The organism is Mycobacterium sp. IS-2888 (assembly GCF_001954215.1).
GTDB lineage: Bacteria > Actinomycetota > Actinomycetes > Mycobacteriales > Mycobacteriaceae > Mycobacterium.
Genome location: NZ_MBET01000099.1, coordinates 67800 through 86739 on the forward strand (window position 1 = coordinate 67800; position 18940 = coordinate 86739).

Here is an 18940-nt window from a genome sequence, read left to right on the forward strand (position 1 = left end):
CCGATGACGATGGACGCGAAGCGGCGCCGGGCGCACGAAAAGCTGGCGAGGCTGCCGGGCGTGCGCCGGGTACGCCGGCCCGTCTCGCCGGCCAGCGCTGACGAGTTCGACCTGTTCTACGTACGCACCGGCCGCCGGTCCACCCACCCGTTGGTGATCATCCCCGGCGGCCCGGGTGTCGCGTCGGTGCAGATGTACAAAGGACTACGACGGCGCGCCGCCGCCGCCGGTCTCGACGTGATCATGATCGAGCACCGCGGGGTGGGAATGTCACGCCATGACGACTCGGGTGCCGACCTGCCGCCCCGCGCGCTCACCGTGAACCAGGTCGTCGACGACGTGGCCGCGGTGCTCGACGACGCCCGCGCGGATTCGGCCGTCATCTATGGCACCTCGTACGGCACCTACATCGCGGCCGGCGTCGGAGTTCGCCATCCGGCGCGGGTGCGCGCGATGGTCCTCGATTCCCCGCTGCTGTCACGGCACGACATCGTGATCGTGCGCCGCGCAATTCGCCGGCTATTGCTCAAGGGAGACAGCCCCGAAACCGCGCCCCTGGCACCCAAGGTCCGCAAGCTCGTCGACGCGGGCGTGATGACCGCATCGGCGACGCAGATCATCGCGACGATCTACGGACACGGCGGCGCCGGCCTGCTGGATCGTCAACTGGATCTGTTGCTAGACGGACGAAAGATGTTGTGGTGGGCAATATCCCGATTCACCACCCTGTCCAACCTGCCGTTCCGCTACGAGGAAGACCTGGTGAGCCGGATCGCGTTCCGGGAGCTTGACTACGCCGCCGAGCCCGACGGCCTGCCGCTCGACCCGGCCGTGGCCGAGCGCGAAATCCGGACGCAAAAGGTCAGTTTCGACGACGAGCCGTACGACCTGCCGGCCGAGATGCCGAACTTCGGCTGGCCCACCGTGGTGGTTTCCGGCGGCCGCGACCTGATCACTCCGCCCGCGGTGGCCGAGCGGGTGGCGTCGCTGCTGCCGAAGGCCGTGCTGATGAAATTGCCCACCATGGCCCACAGCGCGCTGGACTTTCGTGAGCCCGCGGCCCTGGCCATCGCGGGCGCCGTGTTCCGCGGCGATCTCGACGGGCTGGTTGCCCAGGCCCCGGCTCTCGACGAGATCCCCCCGCGCGTCGCAGTCCGCTTGCTGTGGAAGGCGATTGCGGCGGCCGCCATCGCCGAGAGCGCGGTGCCCACCGTGCCGGCGATGCGACGGCGGCTCAGGTCCGCATGAATCCGATCGCGGTGTAGTCCAGGTCGGCCAGTCCGGGTGCGCCGAAGTTGGCCAGCGTGCTGCGCACGGCGACGTCGCCGGGCGACTGGGTCAGCGGCAGGCTGAAGCCCTCGGCCCAGATGAGCTTGTCGAGGTCGTTGGCCAGCGCCCGGGCCTTTCCGGGATCGAGCTCTTCGAGCGTGCGCTCGATGGCGGCGTCGATCTCCGGGCTGCCGATCTTGCCGAAGTTGCTGGCCCCGTCGGACTGATAGATCTGGGTCAGCGCGGACAGCGGGAACGCGTCGCCGAGCCAGCCGAACTGGGCCATGTCGAAGGCCCCGACGTTGATGTAGTTGGTGAAGAACCCGCTGCCGGACCGGGCGACCAGTTCGAGTTTGACCCCGATCTGGGCCAGGTCGTGCTGGGCGATCTGGGCGAACACCTTGCTGCCCTGCGCGTCGTAAAACAGGTCGCGGATGACCAGCTGGCGCCCGTCCTTTTCGCGGAACTGGCCGCGCTGCTTCCAGCCCAGCGCGTCGAGCTCTCGTCTCGCTGCGGCGGGGTCGTAAGGGACGGTGGCGCTGTTGTCCTGGTAGCCCTCCTGGCCGGCGACATAGATGTGGTTGTCCAATGCCACCGGGTGACTGGTGAGGCCGTATTGGACGACCCGGGCGATGGTCTGGCGGTCGATGCCCTTGGCCACCGCGACCCGTAAAGCCTTGTCTTCCAGGATGGCCCCAGGGGCGCCGTTGAACGTGAAGTGCGACCAACTCGGGGCGGGGGCGCGCCGGATGGAGATGCCTTTGGTCCGCTGCGCGATGGTCAGCTGGTCCAGTGTGCCGACACCGGTCGCGTCGATCGTGTTGTTCTGCAGCGCGGGCAGCCGGGCCGCGTCGTCGAGCACCAGGAAGGTGATGGTGTTCAGGCGCGGCGGCCGTCCCCACCATTTCGGGTTGCGGGTCAACACGATTCGCTGCGTGGTCCGGTCCAGGGACGAGACGATGAACGGACCGGCGGACGGACCCGGACCGCCGAGCTGCCCGTTGTTGAACGCCTCGGCCGTCGCGGTCATGCTTTCCGGCAACAGCATGCCGTTGCCGGCGAACATGCCCCGCCACTCGGCGTAGGGCTTGGCGAAGGTCATGACGGCCTGCCGGTCGTCCACCCCGCGGGTCACCGACGCGACGCGGTCGGCGCCGCCGGGTGCGGCGATCGCGAAGTTCTTGTCCGCCCCGCTGAGGGCGTGGATTTGGCTCGCGATGTCGCGCCATGTGATCGGCGTGCCGTCCGACCACATGGCCTTGGGATTGATGGTGTAGGTGACCACCTGCGGGTTGGTCCCGGTGAGCTCGACGCTGGTGAAGTAGTCGGTGTCGACGGTCGTCGAGCCGTCCGGCCCGATGATGAACGCCCGCGGCAGGGTGGCCTTCATCATCGCGGCGACTTCGGCCGAGTTGCCGTCGATGTTCAGGATGTTGAAGTTCGGCGGAAAATCGCTGAGCGCCAGCCGCAAATCCCCGCCGTCTTGCAGCGTGGCCGGGTCTCGCGGGTTGAGGTCGCTGGTCGTGCCGATCGACGTGACGTCGCCCGTCGGGGGCGGGAGGCTGATGGCCGGCGAGCAGCCGGACACCACGAGCGCAACGAGGACAAGCGCCCGAAGACGCCTCGACACGCCCCGCCTAGACATAACGGCCCGGATCGGGTTGCGGGACCGCGTCCAGGAGCCGCCGCGTGTAGTCGTGTTGCGGATTGCTGAAAATCTCGTCGCTGTCGCCCTGTTCCACGATCGCGCCGGCATACATCACCGCCACGTCGTGGGCGAGGTGTTTGACCACCGAAAGATCATGGGAAACAAAGAGATACGATAGGCCGAACCGCTCTTGCAGATCGAGCAGCAGGTTGATGATCCCCGCCTGGATGGAGACGTCGAGGGCGGACACCGGTTCGTCGAGGGCCAGGATCTTCGGCTGCAATGCCAGCGCCCGCGCGATGCCGATGCGCTGCTTCTGCCCGCCGGAGAACTCGGCGGGGTAGCGGGCCGCGTCCGCGCGGCGCAAGCCCACGATGTCGAGCAGCTCGGCGACCCGCGCGTTGGTGTCGCTCTTGCCGAAACCATTGGCCCGCAACGGTTCGGCGAGCAGCTCGAAGACGGGCAATCGCGGGTCCAGCGAGGCGACCGGGTCCTGGAAGACGACCTGGATGTCGCGTCGCAGCGTCCGCCGGCTCGTCGGGCTCATGACGGCAACATCCGCGCCCAGCACCTCGATCGATCCCGATTGCGGCGCAACGAGTTCCAGGATCTCGTGCAGCGTCGTCGACTTGCCCGAGCCGGACTCGCCGACGATGCCCAGGGTGCGCCCCTGCCGCAACTCGAAGCTGATGCGGTCGACGGCGCGGACCTCCCCGACGGCGCGGCGCAACACCACGCCTTTGGTCAGCCGGTACGTCTTGACGAGATCGCGCACCCGCACGACGACGGGTGAGTCGCCGGCCGCCGTGGCAGGTGCGGAGGTGTTGACCCCGTAGATGTCCGCGGCGCTACGGTCGCCGACCTGATCGGTGCGGATGCAGGCCGCCCGGTGATCCATACCGACCTCGACCAATTCCGGCTCTGCGGAACGGCATTCGTCGATGACCAGCGGGCAGCGCGGCGCGAACGGACAGCCGGGCTCGAGCCCGGCCAGCGACGGGGGCGCACCGGGAATGGGTACCAGCCGGGTACCTTGCGCGGCGTCCAACCGGGGAACCGATCCCAGCAGTCCCACGGTGTAGGGCATCTGGCGGCCGCGGTACAGATCGGCCACGCTGGCGAACTCGACGATCCGTCCCGCATACATCACCAGCGCCCGGTCGGCGAACTCCGCGACAACGCCCAGGTCGTGCGTGATGATGAGCACACCGGCGCCGGTCACGTCGCGCGCGGTCTTGAGCACGTCGAGGATCTGCGCCTGCACGGTGACATCCAGCGCGGTGGTGGGCTCGTCGCAGATCAACAGGTCGGGATCGTTGGCGATCGCGATCGCGATGACGACCCGTTGCCGCTCGCCGCCGGACAGCTCGTGCGGAAACGCCCTGGCCCGTCGCTCCGGCTGCGAAATCCCCACCAGCTCAAGCAGTTCGACCGCGCGCCGGCGGGCGGCCCTGCGGCCCACGCGCGGCTGGTGGACTTCGATCGCCTCGGCGATCTGGTCGCCGACGCTGTAGACCGGTGTCAGCGCCGACATCGGATCCTGGAACACCATGCCGACCGTCTTGCCGCGGAAGCGCGACATCGCCTCGTCGCCAAGCCCGAGCAGCTCGGTGTCGTGTAACCGCACCGAACCGCGCACCCGCGCATGCTCGGGCAGCAGCCCGACCACCGCCATCGCCGACACCGACTTGCCCGATCCCGATTCGCCGACCATCGCCACCACTTCGCCGGGCTCGATGTGGTAGCTGATGCCGCGCACCGCGGCGACCGGTTGGCCGTCGGTCGGAAAGCTGACGGCCAGGTCCGTCACTTGCAAGAGGCTCATCGGGTACCGCCCCCCAGCATCCCGCTGCCGGGGTCCAGCGCGTCGCGCAGGCCGTCGCCGGTCATGTTGGCGCACACCAGGATCAGCACCAAGACCCCGGCGGGAAACAAGAACACCCAGGGGAAGGTGGTCGCGGACTGGGTGCCGTTGGCGATCAGGGTGCCCAGCGACACATCGGGCGGCTGGACGCCGAAACCGAGGAAGCTCAAGCCGGTTTCGGCGAGGATGGCCGAGGCGACGTTGAGCGCGGCATCGATTATCAGGATGGACGCCACGTTGGGCACCACATGACCGACGATGATCCGGCGGCTGGACACTCCCATATACCGTGCGGCGCGGATGAATTCACGTTCCCGCAGGCTCATGGTCATGCCACGGACCATGCGCGAGCTGATCATCCAGCCGAAGCCGGCCAGCAGCAGCACCAGCAACAGGATGCTCGACGACTTCTTGACCCGCGGCGTGAGGATGGCAATGAGGATGAAGCTGGGCACCACCAACAGCAGGTCGACCACCCACATCAGCACCCGGTCCCGCCACCCGCCGAAATAGCCGGCGATGGACCCGACGGTGGCGGCGATGCCGGTGGAGATGAACGCCACGCAGACGCCGATCAGCATCGACTTCTGCATTCCGCGCAGGATTTGCGCCAACAAGTCCTGGCCCAGCGCGTTGGTGCCCAGCCAGTGACGGGTGCTCGGCGGCTGCAGCAGCGCGTTGAAGTCGAGGTCGTCGTAGGAATAGGGCAGCAGCGAAGGCAGCGCGTAGCAGCCGACGAACAGCAGCGCCAACAGCACCAGCGACGCCACCGCCAGCCGGTTGCGGGCGAACCGGCGCAGCACCAAGGTGCGCCGCGAGGCGAAACCCGCCACCTCGGGAACCGAAACCCCCTGGGCCGCAGCGGTTTGCGAGCTAGACGTCATGACACCCGGACCCTTGGATCAAGCGCCGCGTAGATGACGTCGGACAGCAGGCCGGCCAGCAGCACCACCATGCCGGAGAACAGGGTGATCGCGGCGATGATGTTGGTGTCCTGGGTCGAAATGCCCTGTACCAGCCACTCGCCCATGCCGTGCCATCCGTAGATCTTCTCGACGAACACGGCTCCGACGACCAGCCCGGCCACCCCGTAGGCGAACAGCGTCGCCAGCGGGATCAGCGCGGTGCGCAGCCCGTGCTTCAGCAGCGCGCGCCGGCGGGTGAGGCCCTTGGCGCGGGCGGTGCGAATGAAATCCTGGCCGAGGACGTCGAGCATGGCGTTGCGCTGATATCGGCTGTATCCCGCGGCGGCCATCAGAGTCAGCGTCAGCGTGGGCAGGATCAAATGCCGCAGCCGGTCGAGCAATTCGTGCCCGGCACCCGTCACCCCGGGCGACGTCTCCCCGGTGTAATCGAAGAGCTGGACGCCGACGGCCCAATTCACCCGCAGGGCACCGAGAATCAACAGGCTGGCGATGACGAACGACGGTGTGCTCAGCACCAGTAGCGCCAGCATGGTGACGACACGGTCACTGAGTCGGTACTGGCGGATCGCGCCCCACGCGCCCGCCGCGATGCCCAGCAACGTGCCCGCCACCGAGCCGATCACCAGCAACCGCAGGCTCACTCCGACGCGGCGCCACAGCGTGGCGGCGACCGGCTGGCCGGTGATGGTTGTGCCGAAGTCGCCGCGCACGACGTGCGAGGCCCAGTGCCCGTAGCGCAGGGGTATGGGTTTGTCCAGACCAAGCGCGTGGGCCTTGGCGTCGATGACGGCCTGCGGGGGGCGGGGATTGCGCTGGAGCAGGCTGTCCAGCGGCGAGAAGGCCAGCGACGTCAGGCCGTAGGTCAGAAACGATGCCAGCGCCAACAGCACGACATAGTTGAGCAACCGGCGCGCCAGGAAGCGAATCATGCCCGACCGAGCCGCCCGTGCCGCATTGGGACAGGTTAAGGCGTCTCGAGGCGTCCTTGTGATCCGCCTGATTTTCATGCGTGAATTACGGGTGGTCCGTTGCTAATTTCAAGCCGCAATACCGCAGGAGGCTGCTATGACGGTCACCGATGACTACCTGGCCAACAACGCCCAGTACGCGAGCGGTTTCAAGGGACCGCTGCCCATGCCGCCGAGCAAACACGTCGCGGTCCTCGCATGCATGGATGCCCGGCTCGACGTCTACCGCATCCTGGGGCTGGGCGAAGGGGAGGCCCACGTGATCCGCAACGCCGGCGGCGTCGCCACCGACGACGCGATCCGCTCGCTGGCCATCAGCCAGCGATTGCTGGGCACGCGGGAGATCATCCTGATTCACCACACCGACTGCGGGATGCTCACGTTCACCGACGACGACTTCAAGCGCGCCATTCAGGAGGAGACCGGGGTCAAGCCGCCGTGGGCCGCGGAGGCGTTTCCGGATGCCGCCGAGGATGTGCGGCAATCGATGCGCCGCATCGAAAACAGTCCGTTCGTGACCAAGCACGTCTCGTTGCGCGGGTTCGTCTTCGACGTCGCCACCGGCAAGCTCGACGAAGTCACCCTATAGCGCGAGCAGACGCAGAATCGCATCAAAAGCCTCGACCGAGTGCGGTTCTGCGTCTGCTCGCCGGGAAACCTAACCCACCTTGTAGGTCGCGAGGGCCTTGGCGACCAGCGTGCCGTGCGTGTCGAGGATCTCGGCCTCGCAGTTGGTCAGCGAGCGGCCCCGGCGTAGCACCCGGCCCACGCCGATCACGTCGGTGGCGCGGGCCGGCGCCATGAAGTCCAGCGTCATCGACACCGTCACGCCGCGCAGGTCGGGTGGTGCCGCGGCGCCGCACCAGGCCGCCGCCATGACGGTGACATCGGCGAGGGTGGCGATGGCGCCGCCGTGGACCATGTCGCCGAGGGTGACATTGGAGGGATCCCACGGCAGCCGCAGCCGCACTTCGTCATCGCTGAGGTGGTCGGCGACGATTCCCAGTTTGGCGACGAACGGCGATTGCGGCAGAAACTGCGCGATGACATCGCGACCCGAGGGGTTGGTCATCCGTCCAGGCTAGGCGTCCAGGCTAGGGGTACCGGCCGAAGGCTATGGCGACGTTGTGCCCGCCGAATCCGAACGAGTTGTTGATGGCATACCGATAATTGCCGGGCCTCGGCTTGCCGGCCACCACGTCCAGGTCGATCTCGGGGTCCAGGTTGACCAAGTTCAGGGTCGGCGGAATGACCTGGTCGCGCAGCGCCAGCACGGTCAGGATCGACTCCACAGCGCCCACCGCCCCGACCGAGTGGCCCAACGCCGCTTTGGGTGCGTAGACCGCGGCCTTGTTACTGCCCAGCGCGTTGTTGATGGCCCTGCCCTCGGCGACGTCGCCGACCGAGGTGCCGGTGGCGTGGGCGTTGACGTGGTCGATCTCGTGCGGGGTGATGCCGGCGAGCTCGATCGCCCGGGTCATCGCGTGCCCGGCGCGCACGCCGTTGGGGTCCGGCGCCACCATGTGGAAGCCGTCGGAGGTGATGCTGGCACCCATGATGCGGGCCACGATCGGGGCACCACGCGCCTTGGCGTGCTCCTCGGTCTCGATCACCATCAGGGCGCCGCCTTCGCCGAAGACGAACCCGGTGCGGTCCTTGTCGAACGGGCGACAGGCGCCCGCCGGGTCGTCGTTTTTCGTGGACATCACGATGCGCATCTGAGCGAACGCGGCGATCGCGACTGCCTCGATCCTGACCTCGACGCCGCCGCAGATGGCGATGTCCGCCTCACCCAACACGATGTTGCGCCACGCCTGGGCGATGCCTTCCGAACCGGACGCACACGCCGAAACCGGGGCGATCACGCCGGCCCTGGCGTGCCGTTCCAGGCCGACCGCCGCCGCGGCGGAGTTGGGCATGTATTTCTGCACCGCCAGCGGCGAGACGGCGTTCTTCCCACGGGCGCGCAAGTCTTCGTAGCTGAACACGATCTGCTCGGCCGAGCCCAGGCCGGTGCCGATGGATACCATCAGCCGGTTGCCGTCGACCTCGGGCGAGCCGGCGTTTTCCCACGCCCGGCGGCCCAGAACGGTGGACATCTGCGCCAGGTAACCCATCCGGTGCCGCTCGGCGCGCGTCAATCCGTCGTCGAAATCCTCCAGCAGGTGCCCCCCGATGCGCACCGGCAGGTCGTAGTGCTCAATGAACGAGTCGTCGAGGGTTCGGATGCCGCTTTGCCCGTCCAGCAACAACTTCCACGTCTTTTCGGTGTCGGTCGCCAGCGCCGTCGTCATGGCCATGCCGGTGACGACGACGTTTGGCAAACCGTTCCCCGTAGCCAACGGTGCCATCAGGTCCGCTAAACCCTTCCCCTCCATGCTCCAGACGAGCGGAGACGTGCCCCAAGGTACGCCACGTGGGAGGTCATTGACATCGACGGGGGAGGCTGGTTTTATATACGGCAATGACCGTAAACATGGTCAGTTCTACCAAGTTTATTGGGATTATTTGAGGGGCCCATGACCAGCGATGTGAAGGCCGCCCCGGCGGCCGGGCAGTACGAGCTGAGCCATCTGCGCTCGCTGGAAGCCGAGGCGATCCACATCATTCGGGAGGTGGCCGCCGAGTTCGAGCGGCCGGTGCTGCTGTTCTCGGGCGGCAAGGACTCCATCGTCATGCTGCATCTGGCGCTCAAGGCATTCCGTCCAGGGCGGTTGCCGTTCCCGGTGATGCATGTCGACACCGGCCACAATTTCGACGAGGTGATCGCGACCCGCGACGAACTGGTCGCCGAGGCCGGGGTGCGCCTCGTGGTCGCCTCGGTGCAGGAAGACATCGATGCCGGCCGGGTCGTCGAAACCATCCCCTCGCGAAACCCGATCCAGACCGTGACGCTGCTGCGCGCCATCCGGGAGAACAAGTTCGACGCGGCGTTCGGGGGAGCGCGGCGCGACGAGGAGAAGGCGCGGGCCAAGGAGCGAGTGTTCAGCTTCCGCGACGAGTTCGGCCAGTGGGACCCGAAGGCCCAGCGGCCCGAGCTGTGGAACCTTTACAACGGACGCCACCACAAGGGCGAGCACATTCGCGTCTTCCCGCTGTCCAACTGGACCGAGTTCGACATCTGGTCCTACATCGGCGCCGAGAAGATCAAGTTGCCGTCGATCTATTTCGCGCACCGGCGCAAGGTGTTCAGCCGCGACGGAATGCTGCTGGCGGTACACCGGCACATGCAGCCGCGCGCCGACGAACCGGTGTTCGAGGCCATGGTGCGGTTCCGCACGGTCGGGGATGTCACCTGTACCGGATGTGTGGAATCGGCGGCCGCGACCGTGTCGGAGGTGATCGCCGAAACCGCGGTGTCCCGCTTGACCGAGCGGGGCGCGACCCGCGCCGACGATCGGATTTCGGAAGCCGGAATGGAAGACCGCAAGCGGCAGGGTTACTTCTGATGGCCGCACCCGCCACGCTACTTCGCATCGCAACCGCCGGCTCCGTCGACGACGGCAAGTCCACGCTGATCGGACGCCTGCTCTACGACTCCAAGGCCGTAATGGAAGACCAGTGGGCGTCGGTGGAGCGGACGTCCAAGGAGCGCGGCCACGAATACACCGACCTGGCGCTGGTCACCGATGGCCTCCGGGCCGAACGCGAGCAGGGCATCACGATCGACGTCGCGTACCGCTACTTCGCCACTCCCAAGCGGAAATTCATCATCGCCGACACCCCGGGGCACATCCAGTACACCCGCAACATGGTGACCGGGGCGTCGACCGCCCAACTGGTCATCGTGCTCGTCGATGCGCGGCAGGGCCTGCTCGAACAATCGCGCCGGCACGCCTTCCTGGCCTCGCTGTTGGGCATCCAGCACATCGTGCTGGCGGTCAACAAGATGGACCTGATCGACTGGGACAGAGAGAAATTCGAGGCGATCCGCGACGAGTTCCACGCCTTCGCCGCACGTCTGGATGTGCAGGACGTGGCGACCATACCGATTTCCGCGCTGCACGGCGACAACGTGGTGACCAAGTCGGACCGGACGCCCTGGTACGAGGGACCCGCGCTGCTGTCGCACCTCGAAGAGGTCTACATCGCCGGTGACCGCAACCTGGTCGACGTGCGCTTCCCGGTGCAATACGTGATTCGGCCACAGACCCACGAGCATCAAGACCACCGCAGCTATGCGGGAACGGTGGCCAGCGGGGTCATGCGCCCCGGTGACGAGGTGGTGGTGCTGCCGACCGGCAAGAGCACCCGCATCACCTCGATCGATGGGCCGACCGGCCCTGTGGCAGAAGCGTTTCCGCCGATGGCCGTCTCGGTGAGCCTCGCGGACGACATCGACATATCCCGCGGCGACATGATCGCCCGCACCAACAACCACCCGCGGGTCGCGCAGGAATTCGATGCGACCGTCTGCTGGATGGCCGACGGTTCCGCGCTGGAGCCCGGCCGCGAATATGTCATCAAGCACACCACCCGGACCACGCGGGCGCGGGTCACCGCGCTGGAGTACCGGCTCGACGTCAACACTTTGCACCGCGACAAGTCCGCAACGGCGTTGAAGCTCAACGAACTTGGCCGCATCTCGCTGCGCACCCGGGTGCCGCTGCTGCTCGACGAGTACACGCGCAACGCCAGCACCGGGTCGTTCATCCTCATCGACCCCGACACCAACGGCACGGTGGCGGCGGGCATGGTGTTGCGCGATGTGTCGGCGCAGTCCGCGAGCCCCAACACCGTGCGGCACGCGTCGCTGGTAACCGCCGCGGACCGGGCGGTCCGGGGCAGGACGGTGTGGCTGACCGGCCTGTCGGGCGCCGGGAAGTCGTCGGTGGCCATGCTCGTCGAGCGGAAGCTGATCGAAAAGGGAATTCCCGCATACGTTCTCGATGGCGACAACCTGCGTCATGGGCTGAACGCCGATCTCGGGTTCAGCATGGCCGACCGCGCGGAGAACCTGCGGCGGCTGGCCCATGTGGCGACGCTGCTCGCCGACTCCGGCCAAATCGTGCTGGTGCCCGCGATCAGTCCGCTGGCCGAACACCGGGAGATGGCCCGTCGAGTGCACGCCGACGCCGGCTTCGACTTCGTCGAGGTCTTCTGTGACACTCCGCTCTCGGAGTGCGAGCGGCGTGATCCCAAGGGGCTGTACGCCAAAGCTCGCGCGGGCGAGATCACGCATTTCACTGGCGTCGACAGCCCGTATCAACGGCCCAAGAATCCCGACTTGCGGCTGACCTCCGATCGTCCGCTCGATGAGCTGGCGGAGAGCGTCATCGAGCTGCTGGAGTCGCGGCCCTAACGCGGACCGCGTCGTCGGTATCGGCGGGGTTCAATTGCCCCGCTCCTCCTCGGAACGCTCCGCGTTCCGCATCGTCGCTATGGGCGGATGGCACAATCCTCAGGGTGCGCATGTCAGCCAAGGCGGAGTATGCGGTGCGGGCGATGGTGCAGCTCGCGACGGCCAGCGCTGGCTCGCTGGTCAAGACGGATGACCTGGCGCACGCGCAGGGCATACCGCCGCAATTTCTCGTCGATATCCTGACCAACCTGCGCACCGATCGCCTGGTGCGAAGCCACCGCGGCCGCGAAGGCGGCTACGAGCTGGCCCGGCCGGGAAACGAGATCAGCATCGCCGACGTGCTGCGCTGCATCGACGGACCGCTGGCCAGCGTCCGCGACATCGGGCTCGGGGACCTGCCTTACTCGGGCCCGACGACGGCGCTGACCGACGTCTGGCGCGCACTGCGCGCCAGCATGCGCTCGGTGCTGGAGGAAACGACGTTGGCGGATGTCGCAGCCGGAGCGCTACCTAAGCATGTCGCGCAGCTCGCCAATGACTATCGGGCGCAGGAGAGCGTCCGGCACGGCTCACCGCACAGGGGCGACTAGCCGCCCGAGCCGTAGGGGCGGGTGAGAATCTCCATGGCGTGGCCGGACGGATCCAGGAAGTACACCCCGCGCCCGCCATCGCGCTGGTTGATCTCACCGGGCCGCTCTTGGCGGGGATCCGCCCAGTGCTGCATGCCGCGCGATTTGATCTTGTCGTAGATCGCGTCGAACTCCGGCTCGGAGACAAGGAAGGCATAGTGCTGCCGCCGGATCTCCTCACCCTCGGGCGCGTCCGCGTAGTCGAGGCTGGCGCCGTGATCGAGCGAGAGAACCATGAAGTGGCCGAGCGGCTTCGGGCTGGGTAGGCCGAACAGGTCGGCGAGAAATTCCGCGGACTGCTGCTTGTCGCGCGAGGCGACGATGGTGTGGTTGAAACTGATGGACATAGTTCTTTCCAGTATTCCCTCGACATCAGCTCGTGGCGAGCGCCATGGCGAGCACGTCGAGACGCCACAGCGCCTGAAAGAGCTCGCGAGCCACCTCAGCGGGCTGTGCGACGCTCGCCGCGATCTCGCGGATGGTGCGGCGCCCGTCGACGAGTTGCACGAACGGCAGCCGATCGGCGCTGAGTGTCAGCCTGGCGCCGCCTGGCCAGATGAGGTCGGCTTCGGACAGGACGCACGCGGTGCGGAATTCCGGAACGTAGTCCAGGGATTCGGCCGTCGTGAAGTCGATCGTGTACTGCTCTTTCGGACGGTCCGGGCGACACGCCATGAAGAAGTGTGTCGCATTCAGAGTTTGTATCCGCTCCATCGCCGACCAGAGTTTGATGTCAGGCAGTTCCGCCAGGGCGGCGTGAAATCTGCTCGACGGCAAGAGGATTTCGTGCGGATAGTACGGCGTCTTGTGAAACCAGCCCTGGAATTCGAGTCCCGCTGAAGAGACGAGCTCCAGGCACTCCTGGACCGTGTAGCTTCGCTGGCGGCCGTGTAAGAACGTGTCGACGACGGCGCCGTCGTCGTGCAGATCGCGTGCCACCTTGAAGTAATTCCGGACGGGATGCTCCGCGGGCAGCGTCGGGATCGCGTCCTTGACGAGCTGCACCGACGCGTCATCCTGGGACAGCCCCAAATCCCGGAAGACCGACTCGAGCAGTTCGACCCCGATCCGGCCGTATTTTGCATAGAGCATCACGCCGATCGTGCCGTCGCGCCGCAGGCAGCTGGCGAGTGCCTTCATGCCTTTCAAGGGATCCGCCGTGTGGTGCAGCACGCCGGTGGACACGATCAGGTCGAAGTCTCGTTGCAGCGCTGACAACTCTTCGATTGCGAGCTTGTGCAGTTCGAGGTTGTGCAGCCCGTGCTTGTCCTTGAGGTAGTGCTGATGATCCAGCGCCGACTGGCTGACGTCGACCGCCACCACTTTGGCTGCCCGGTTGCTGAAGGCGAACACCGCCGCCTGATTTGCACCGCATCCCGCGATCAGGATGTCGAGGTCGGGTCGGTAGTCCCGGTCGGGCCACAAGATCCGGTGGGATCGAAACGGGTCGAACCACTCCCAGTTCGTTTTGGAGTAGACCTCGAGGTCCTGGATCGGGGGCGGATAGCGCCACCGATCGTATTGCCGAGACACGACGTCGGCGCGCGGATCGTCGGTCACGGCTACTTCGGCGCCGTCAGCTCAAGGGCGATGTTGTCGGGGTCGCGGAACTCCAGGATGTACGACGGTCCGATGTCCTTGACCGGCTCGTGCTCGACACCGATTTCATCGAGATGTGTAGCCGCGGAATCCAATTCGGCCCTGGTGTTCAGCCGGAACGCGATGTGGTCGAGGCCGGCCCGGTCCTCGTGAAATCGGTCGGTGGCGACCGGCCGCAATCCGAGCAGCGTCCCGCCCAGGTCGTAGATCACGCCGCCGAACAGGAAGCTCAACTGATCGCGGGTTGCTTCGTCGGCATTCTCCGGGACCTCGAGCAACACCGGCCAATCGAAGACGCTTTCGTAGAACCGCCGGGATCGCTCGATGTCGCTGACCGTGAGGCGGACATGCGCGATCGAAGAACAGTTGACGCCCACGTGACCATGCTGCCACTTGAGGATCCGCACATTGAAGGCATGCCAGAATCGCCGTCGTGCGAATAGCCATGACGATGCCGGTGATGGAGCCGGATCTGGATGCGGGAATTTTGCGGAGCTGGGCCCGCGGCATCGACGAAGGACCGTTCTCGTCGCTGTGCTGGGGTGAGCGCATCGCTTTCGACAATCCGGACCACCTGACGCTGCTCGGGGCGCTGGCCGCGTGGACCGGCCGGGTACGGCTGGTGAGCACGGTGATCGTGCCGCAGCTGCACGACCCGGTGCTGCTGGCGAAGGCCCTGGCGACCGGCGACGTGCTCTGCGGCGGGCGCCTGACCGTGGGGGTCGGCGTGGGCGGCAGGCACGAGGACTACCACGCCGTCGGCGCCGATCCGGCGACGCAGACGATGCGCGCCTTGGCTGACCGCGTGGCGGTGATGAAGCGGGTGTGGGCCGGCGAAAAGGTCAGCGAGTCGGTGCTGCCGGTGGGGCCGCTGCCGGTCCAGGCCGGTGGTCCGCCGCTGCTCGTGGGCAGCATGGGACCCAAGGCCATCCGCAGCGCGGCGGCCTGGGCCGACGGGTTGGCCGGCACCACCCTGGATCTGGACGTCGCCAAGCAGAACGAGTTGTTCGACGTGGCCCGGACGGCGTGGGCGCAGGCCGGCAAGCCGAAACCCCACCTGGTGACGTCGTTTTGGGTCGCGTTCGGGCCGCCCGAGGGCGCGCGCGCCCAGGTACATCGTCATCTGCGCCGCTATATGAACTGGATACCGCCGGAGTACGTCGACGCGATGGCACCGATGACCGGCTGGGCCGGTAGCGAAGACGAGTTGCTCGCCGTCCTGCGAAAGTTCGAAGCGATCGGCGCCGACGAGGTCCAGCTGATTCCGACCAGTTCGGATCTCGACCAGCTGCGCCGCGCGGCCGACGTGGCGAGACAGATTTAGGCCGACGCGCGCTCAGTGGTATCGGGGCCGGCGGCAGGTTCCTGGGGAGGCTGCCCCTTGCGCAGCGTCGCCAGCAGCTCGCGGTAGGGGCCGACGAGGTAGACGGTGTCGCCCCCACGAAGCCACGCGTCGCGCCGAGGGTGGAGCGCGACGGGTGCGTCTTGGCGGGTGATCGCGATGACGCGGGTCTGGGTGGACAGCTCGAACATTTTCAGCCCGTCAAGTTCGCTGCCGGCCGCCACATGCATGCCCCCGACCATGAAGGAGCGCTGCCCGACGGAAAACGTCCCCAGCACTTGCAGGCCCATGGCGGCGCCGATGAACCACGGCGCGGCCAGTTCGACGGTCGACCGCACGTTTTCGAATCCGAACCGCTGCGCCACCGCGTTCCCCAGCGCGCGGTCGTATACGCGTAGCACCAGCGGCACGTCGGTCCGGACGACGTCGGGCATCACCCGGGGCCCGAGCATCTCGCGCAGCACGATTCCGGTCTCGATGTTCACCATGTCGTCCTGGGTCAGCACCGCTACCGCCCGGGCACGCGCAACACCGGCCGATTCCAGCGTCTGACGCAGCGTCGCGTCACCGAATATCACCGGCACGTCGAGGTCTGCCGCCGTCGACAAGTAGCGGTTGTTCTCGTCGCGTTCGACGACCGCCACGTCGTACCCGGCGTTGGTCAAATCGCTGACGACGCGGATGCCGAACGAACCCAGCCCGACGACGATGACGTGATTGCGCAGGTGGCGGGCCCGGCGCCGACCGGCCGAATGAACGAAACGCCGCGAGAGCAGCAGGTCGGCGATGAACGCGACAAGCAGTGCGGTGGTCGTGACGCCGGCGAACATCAGCATGATGCTGAACAGCCGCAGCCAGGTGGGCTGCGACAGGAAGCTGAAGTCGCCGTAACCCACCGTCGCCATCGTCTCGGTGCTGAAGTACAGAGCGTCGAGCCAGGACATTTTCGGATGCGGCTGATAGAACAGGCGCAACACGACCGTCGATCCGAGCAGCAGGGCGGCCGCCGCCAGCAGCGCCCGCGGGAACATCGGATTGAGGTCGTCCCGCACGCCGCGTATGGCATCGAGAGCTCGCCGCAGCCGGGGCCGGCGTGAGCGCCTCGCGGTGGAGCGGGGGATCTTGATGCCCCGGGTGGCCAGCTCGTCGGCGGTGCCGATCATTGCGGTCCAATCGCCGGCGTGCACCGGCAGATCCCGGCCCGGGCACACCTCCACCTCGTCCGGGGCGGAGGTGTTCTCGCCGTGAATCACCGCCACCGGCGCCAGGTCGCCGTAGATCTCGCGCAGCGTCGCGTTCCGCGGCGCCTCGGCGCCCGAGACCACGAATTTGATGCCAGCCGCCTCGAACGGGTGCGCGGTGTGCGCCAGACATGCCTCGACAACCGACGGCGCAGCGAGCTCCGCCACGTCCAGAATCGCGCCCGGCCGCTTGTCGGCAGTCAGAGCCGTGCGCAGGACGTCGTTGGCCAGCCGCGCCACCACCCGTACATTGGGGTTGGCTTTCCTTGCCAGCAGGGCGATTTCGAGATTGGTCGCGTCATCGTCTCCGGCGCAGACAACGGCGAGCGCGCGGGCCACCCCGGCGTCGGCGAGCTCGGCGGCAGTGGTGACTTTGACGATGTGCACGCCGGCGCTATTGAGCTCCTCGACGATCGTCGTGGCCAGCGCGTCGTCACCGCTGACGATGATGTGCCGACGCATGCTCACCCACGCTACCGTGCGGATTTGTCCCAGCAAAAGTGCTGCTTCGCACGACATCGTTGTGCCACAAGTAGAGTCGCAGCATGCCCACAGCCCAGCGCGGGCGCAGCAGCATCGAGATCGTCGCGCCGCCCGATCTCGTGTACGACCTCATCGCTGACGTCACCCGGATGGGCGAGTGGAGCCCCGAATGCTATCGCTGCGAATGGCTGGATGGGACAACTGCGGCGGCCCCGGGCGCGCGGTTTCGCGGGTACAACCGGCGCGGTCCGCTGCGGTGGGAAAGGACGGCGGTGGTCGTTGTTGCCGACCGGGGCCGTGAATTCAGCTTCACCACGGTCAACGACGGCACTGGGCGTGAAGAAACGCGTTGGCTTTACACGATGGAGCCGTCCTCGTCCGGCACCTCGCTCACCGAGTCTTTTGAGTTCGTATGGTGTTCGGCGCCCACCCGACTCGCAGAAGCGCTGTTGCCGCGGGGACGTCAGGTCAACCAGGGGATCGAGGAGACGTTGCGGCGCATCAAACGGGCCGCCGAAACACCCGCCTCATAGATCTCGGGAGTGCGTCGACCGTGATACTGGCGGCGTGCCTTTCATCGAACGCGTCGCGTCCCGCGAAATCTATCGGAACCAGTGGATGGTGCTTCGAGAGGACGATATCCGCCGCGCCGACGGCAGCCCGGGCATCTTCGCGGTGGTGGACAAGCCGACCTATGCGCTCGTGCTGCCCTACGACGGCCAGCGTTTCCGCTTGGTCGAACAGTTCCGGTATCCCCTCGGCGCGCGGCGCTGGGAGTTTCCCCAGGGCACGGCCCCGGACCTGGCGGAAAGCGAGCCGTCCGAGCTGGCGGCGCGCGAGCTGCGCGAGGAAACCGGGCTACGTGCGGCATCGTTCGAGGCGCTCGGCCAGCTCGATGTGGCTCCGGGACTGAGCAGCCAACGGGGCTGGGTGTTCCTGGCGACCGGGATCTCCGAGGGCGAATCCCGCCGCGAGCACGAGGAGCAGGACATGCACAGCCAATGGTTCTCGCGCGACGACGTCGAGCGGATGATCCGCTCGGGTGTGATCACGGACTCGCAGTCGATCGCGGCCTACGCCCTGTTCCTGCTACGGGAGCGATGAGTTCTCGGTCTGGCATCGGTCAACACCGATATGACGATCACACAACGCAATCTCGACGGCTATGGGGCGCCGGCCATTCAGTGGGCTCGGGTCAAAGCCGTGCTCGACAGTCAGCTGACGCAGGCGCCGGAAACCGGCGGCCCGCACCGCCACACGGTGTGGCTCACCACGATCAATCCCGATGGCAGCCCGCATGTGATGCCGCTCGGGGTGCTTCCGTGGGAAGGCAGCTGGTACTTCACCTCCGGCCTGGCGACCAGGAAGTCGCGTAACTTGGCCCGCGATCCGCGATGCGTGCTGTCCGTTGCCACCGATCCGTTCGATCTGGTCGTCGAAGGCCTCGCGCGGCGGGTCACCGACGCCGGCGAATTGGCGTCCGTCGCAGACGTTTTCGCGCGCGACGGCTGGCCGTGCCGGGTTGAGGGCGACGCACTGACGGCGGAGTTCAGCGCTCCCTCGGCCGGGCCCGCGCCGTGGCATCTCTATCGCGTCGAGCCCGAGACGGTGTTCGCTCTCGGCACGTCGGAACCCTACGGCGCCACCAAGTTTCAGCTGGGCTAACTCG

18 protein-coding genes and 1 pseudogene are annotated in these 18940 nt (G+C 67.1%); 9 read left to right on the plus strand and 10 right to left on the minus strand.

What is annotated here, in order from left to right; all coding sequences use genetic code 11:
* The first annotated feature begins 3 nt into the window (after nt 1-3).
* Complete coding sequence (locus A5745_RS19110; RefSeq protein ID WP_076118107.1) at nt 4-1248, plus strand: alpha/beta hydrolase; 1245 nt, start codon at nt 4-6, stop codon at nt 1246-1248.
* On the opposite strand, the gene A5745_RS19115 is transcribed toward A5745_RS19110, so the two are convergent.
* From A5745_RS19115 to A5745_RS19130, 4 genes are read right to left on the minus strand one after another with little or no spacing between them, the layout of a single operon-like run.
* Nucleotides 1235-2914 carry an ABC transporter family substrate-binding protein gene (locus A5745_RS19115; protein ID WP_076118110.1) on the minus strand — a complete coding sequence of 560 codons (1680 nt, stop codon included), beginning with the start codon at nt 2912-2914 and terminating at the stop codon, nt 1235-1237. The genes A5745_RS19110 and A5745_RS19115 overlap by 14 nt on opposite strands.
* Nucleotides 2907-4742 (minus strand): ABC transporter ATP-binding protein, encoded by a 1836-nt coding sequence (locus tag A5745_RS19120; protein WP_076118113.1) that lies wholly within the window; start codon nt 4740-4742, stop codon nt 2907-2909. Before A5745_RS19120 ends, A5745_RS19115 begins: the two co-directional genes overlap by 8 nt.
* A complete protein-coding gene (locus tag A5745_RS19125) occupies nt 4739-5614 on the minus strand; it encodes an ABC transporter permease (RefSeq protein WP_139329701.1) in 876 nt (291 codons plus the stop codon). The genes A5745_RS19120 and A5745_RS19125 overlap by 4 nt, the downstream gene beginning before the upstream one ends.
* A gap of 47 nt (nt 5615-5661) precedes the next feature.
* Nucleotides 5662-6636, minus strand: a complete 975-nt coding sequence (locus A5745_RS19130) for an ABC transporter permease (RefSeq protein WP_076118115.1) — start codon at nt 6634-6636, stop codon at nt 5662-5664.
* A gap of 136 nt (nt 6637-6772) precedes the next feature.
* On the opposite strand from A5745_RS19130, the gene A5745_RS19135 reads away from it, so the two are divergent.
* The gene (locus A5745_RS19135; RefSeq protein WP_076060215.1) at nt 6773-7264 is read left to right on the plus strand and encodes a carbonic anhydrase; all 492 of its coding nucleotides are present in this window, start codon (nt 6773-6775) and stop codon (nt 7262-7264) included.
* A gap of 69 nt (nt 7265-7333) precedes the next feature.
* On the opposite strand, the gene A5745_RS19140 is transcribed toward A5745_RS19135, so the two are convergent.
* Nucleotides 7334-7747, minus strand: coding sequence for a PaaI family thioesterase (locus A5745_RS19140; protein ID WP_076060216.1), 414 nt, complete (start codon nt 7745-7747; stop codon nt 7334-7336).
* Between the two features lie 22 nt (nt 7748-7769).
* A complete protein-coding gene (gene kasB / locus A5745_RS19145) occupies nt 7770-9026 on the minus strand; it encodes a 3-oxoacyl-ACP synthase KasB (RefSeq protein WP_076118118.1) in 1257 nt (418 codons plus the stop codon).
* 113 nt (nt 9027-9139) lie between these two features.
* Here kasB and cysD point away from each other — a divergent pair.
* From cysD to A5745_RS19160, 3 genes and pseudogenes are all read left to right on the plus strand, one after another.
* A pseudogene (gene cysD / locus A5745_RS19150) lies at nt 9140-10124 on the plus strand (sulfate adenylyltransferase subunit CysD).
* On the plus strand, nt 10124-11977 hold the full coding sequence (gene cysC / locus A5745_RS19155; RefSeq protein WP_076060218.1) for an adenylyl-sulfate kinase: 1854 nt from the start codon (nt 10124-10126) through the stop codon (nt 11975-11977). Before cysD ends, cysC begins: the two are co-directional and overlap by 1 nt.
* Before the next feature lie 104 nt (nt 11978-12081).
* Nucleotides 12082-12567, plus strand: a complete 486-nt coding sequence (locus A5745_RS19160; protein WP_076118121.1) for an RrF2 family transcriptional regulator — start codon at nt 12082-12084, stop codon at nt 12565-12567.
* Here A5745_RS19160 and A5745_RS19165 read toward each other — a convergent pair.
* From A5745_RS19165 to A5745_RS19175, 3 genes are read right to left on the minus strand one after another with little or no spacing between them, the layout of a single operon-like run.
* The gene (locus tag A5745_RS19165) at nt 12564-12953 is read right to left on the minus strand and encodes a VOC family protein (protein WP_076118123.1); all 390 of its coding nucleotides are present in this window, start codon (nt 12951-12953) and stop codon (nt 12564-12566) included. The two genes, A5745_RS19160 and A5745_RS19165, sit on opposite strands and share 4 nt — an antisense overlap.
* Nucleotides 12954-12978: 25 nt before the next feature.
* Nucleotides 12979-14166: a bifunctional 2-polyprenyl-6-hydroxyphenol methylase/3-demethylubiquinol 3-O-methyltransferase UbiG gene (locus A5745_RS19170; RefSeq protein ID WP_076118126.1), complete on the minus strand. Its 1188-nt coding sequence runs from the start codon at nt 14164-14166 to the stop codon at nt 12979-12981.
* A gap of 2 nt (nt 14167-14168) precedes the next feature.
* Nucleotides 14169-14582, minus strand: a complete 414-nt coding sequence (locus A5745_RS19175; protein ID WP_076060646.1) for a VOC family protein — start codon at nt 14580-14582, stop codon at nt 14169-14171.
* 68 nt (nt 14583-14650) lie between these two features.
* Here A5745_RS19175 and A5745_RS19180 point away from each other — a divergent pair, with 68 nt between their 5' ends.
* Nucleotides 14651-15529, plus strand: coding sequence for an LLM class flavin-dependent oxidoreductase (locus A5745_RS19180; RefSeq protein ID WP_076118128.1), 879 nt, complete (start codon nt 14651-14653; stop codon nt 15527-15529).
* Here A5745_RS19180 and A5745_RS19185 read toward each other — a convergent pair.
* A complete protein-coding gene (locus A5745_RS19185; RefSeq protein WP_076118131.1) occupies nt 15526-17250 on the minus strand; it encodes an NAD-binding protein in 1725 nt (574 codons plus the stop codon). The genes A5745_RS19180 and A5745_RS19185 overlap by 4 nt on opposite strands.
* An 83-nt stretch (nt 17251-17333) precedes the next feature.
* Between A5745_RS19185 and A5745_RS19190 the strand changes: the two genes are divergently transcribed.
* The 3 genes from A5745_RS19190 (at nt 17334) to A5745_RS19200 (ending at nt 18936) form a co-directional block, all read left to right on the plus strand.
* Complete coding sequence (locus tag A5745_RS19190; protein WP_076118133.1) at nt 17334-17804, plus strand: SRPBCC family protein; 471 nt, start codon at nt 17334-17336, stop codon at nt 17802-17804.
* 85 nt (nt 17805-17889) lie between these two features.
* Nucleotides 17890-18375 carry an NUDIX hydrolase gene (locus A5745_RS19195; RefSeq protein ID WP_170874461.1) on the plus strand — a complete coding sequence of 162 codons (486 nt, stop codon included), beginning with the start codon at nt 17890-17892 and terminating at the stop codon, nt 18373-18375.
* A 30-nt stretch (nt 18376-18405) separates the two neighbouring features.
* Nucleotides 18406-18936, plus strand: coding sequence for a pyridoxamine 5'-phosphate oxidase family protein (locus tag A5745_RS19200; RefSeq protein ID WP_076118135.1), 531 nt, complete (start codon nt 18406-18408; stop codon nt 18934-18936).
* Nucleotides 18937-18940: the final 4 nt, after the last annotated feature.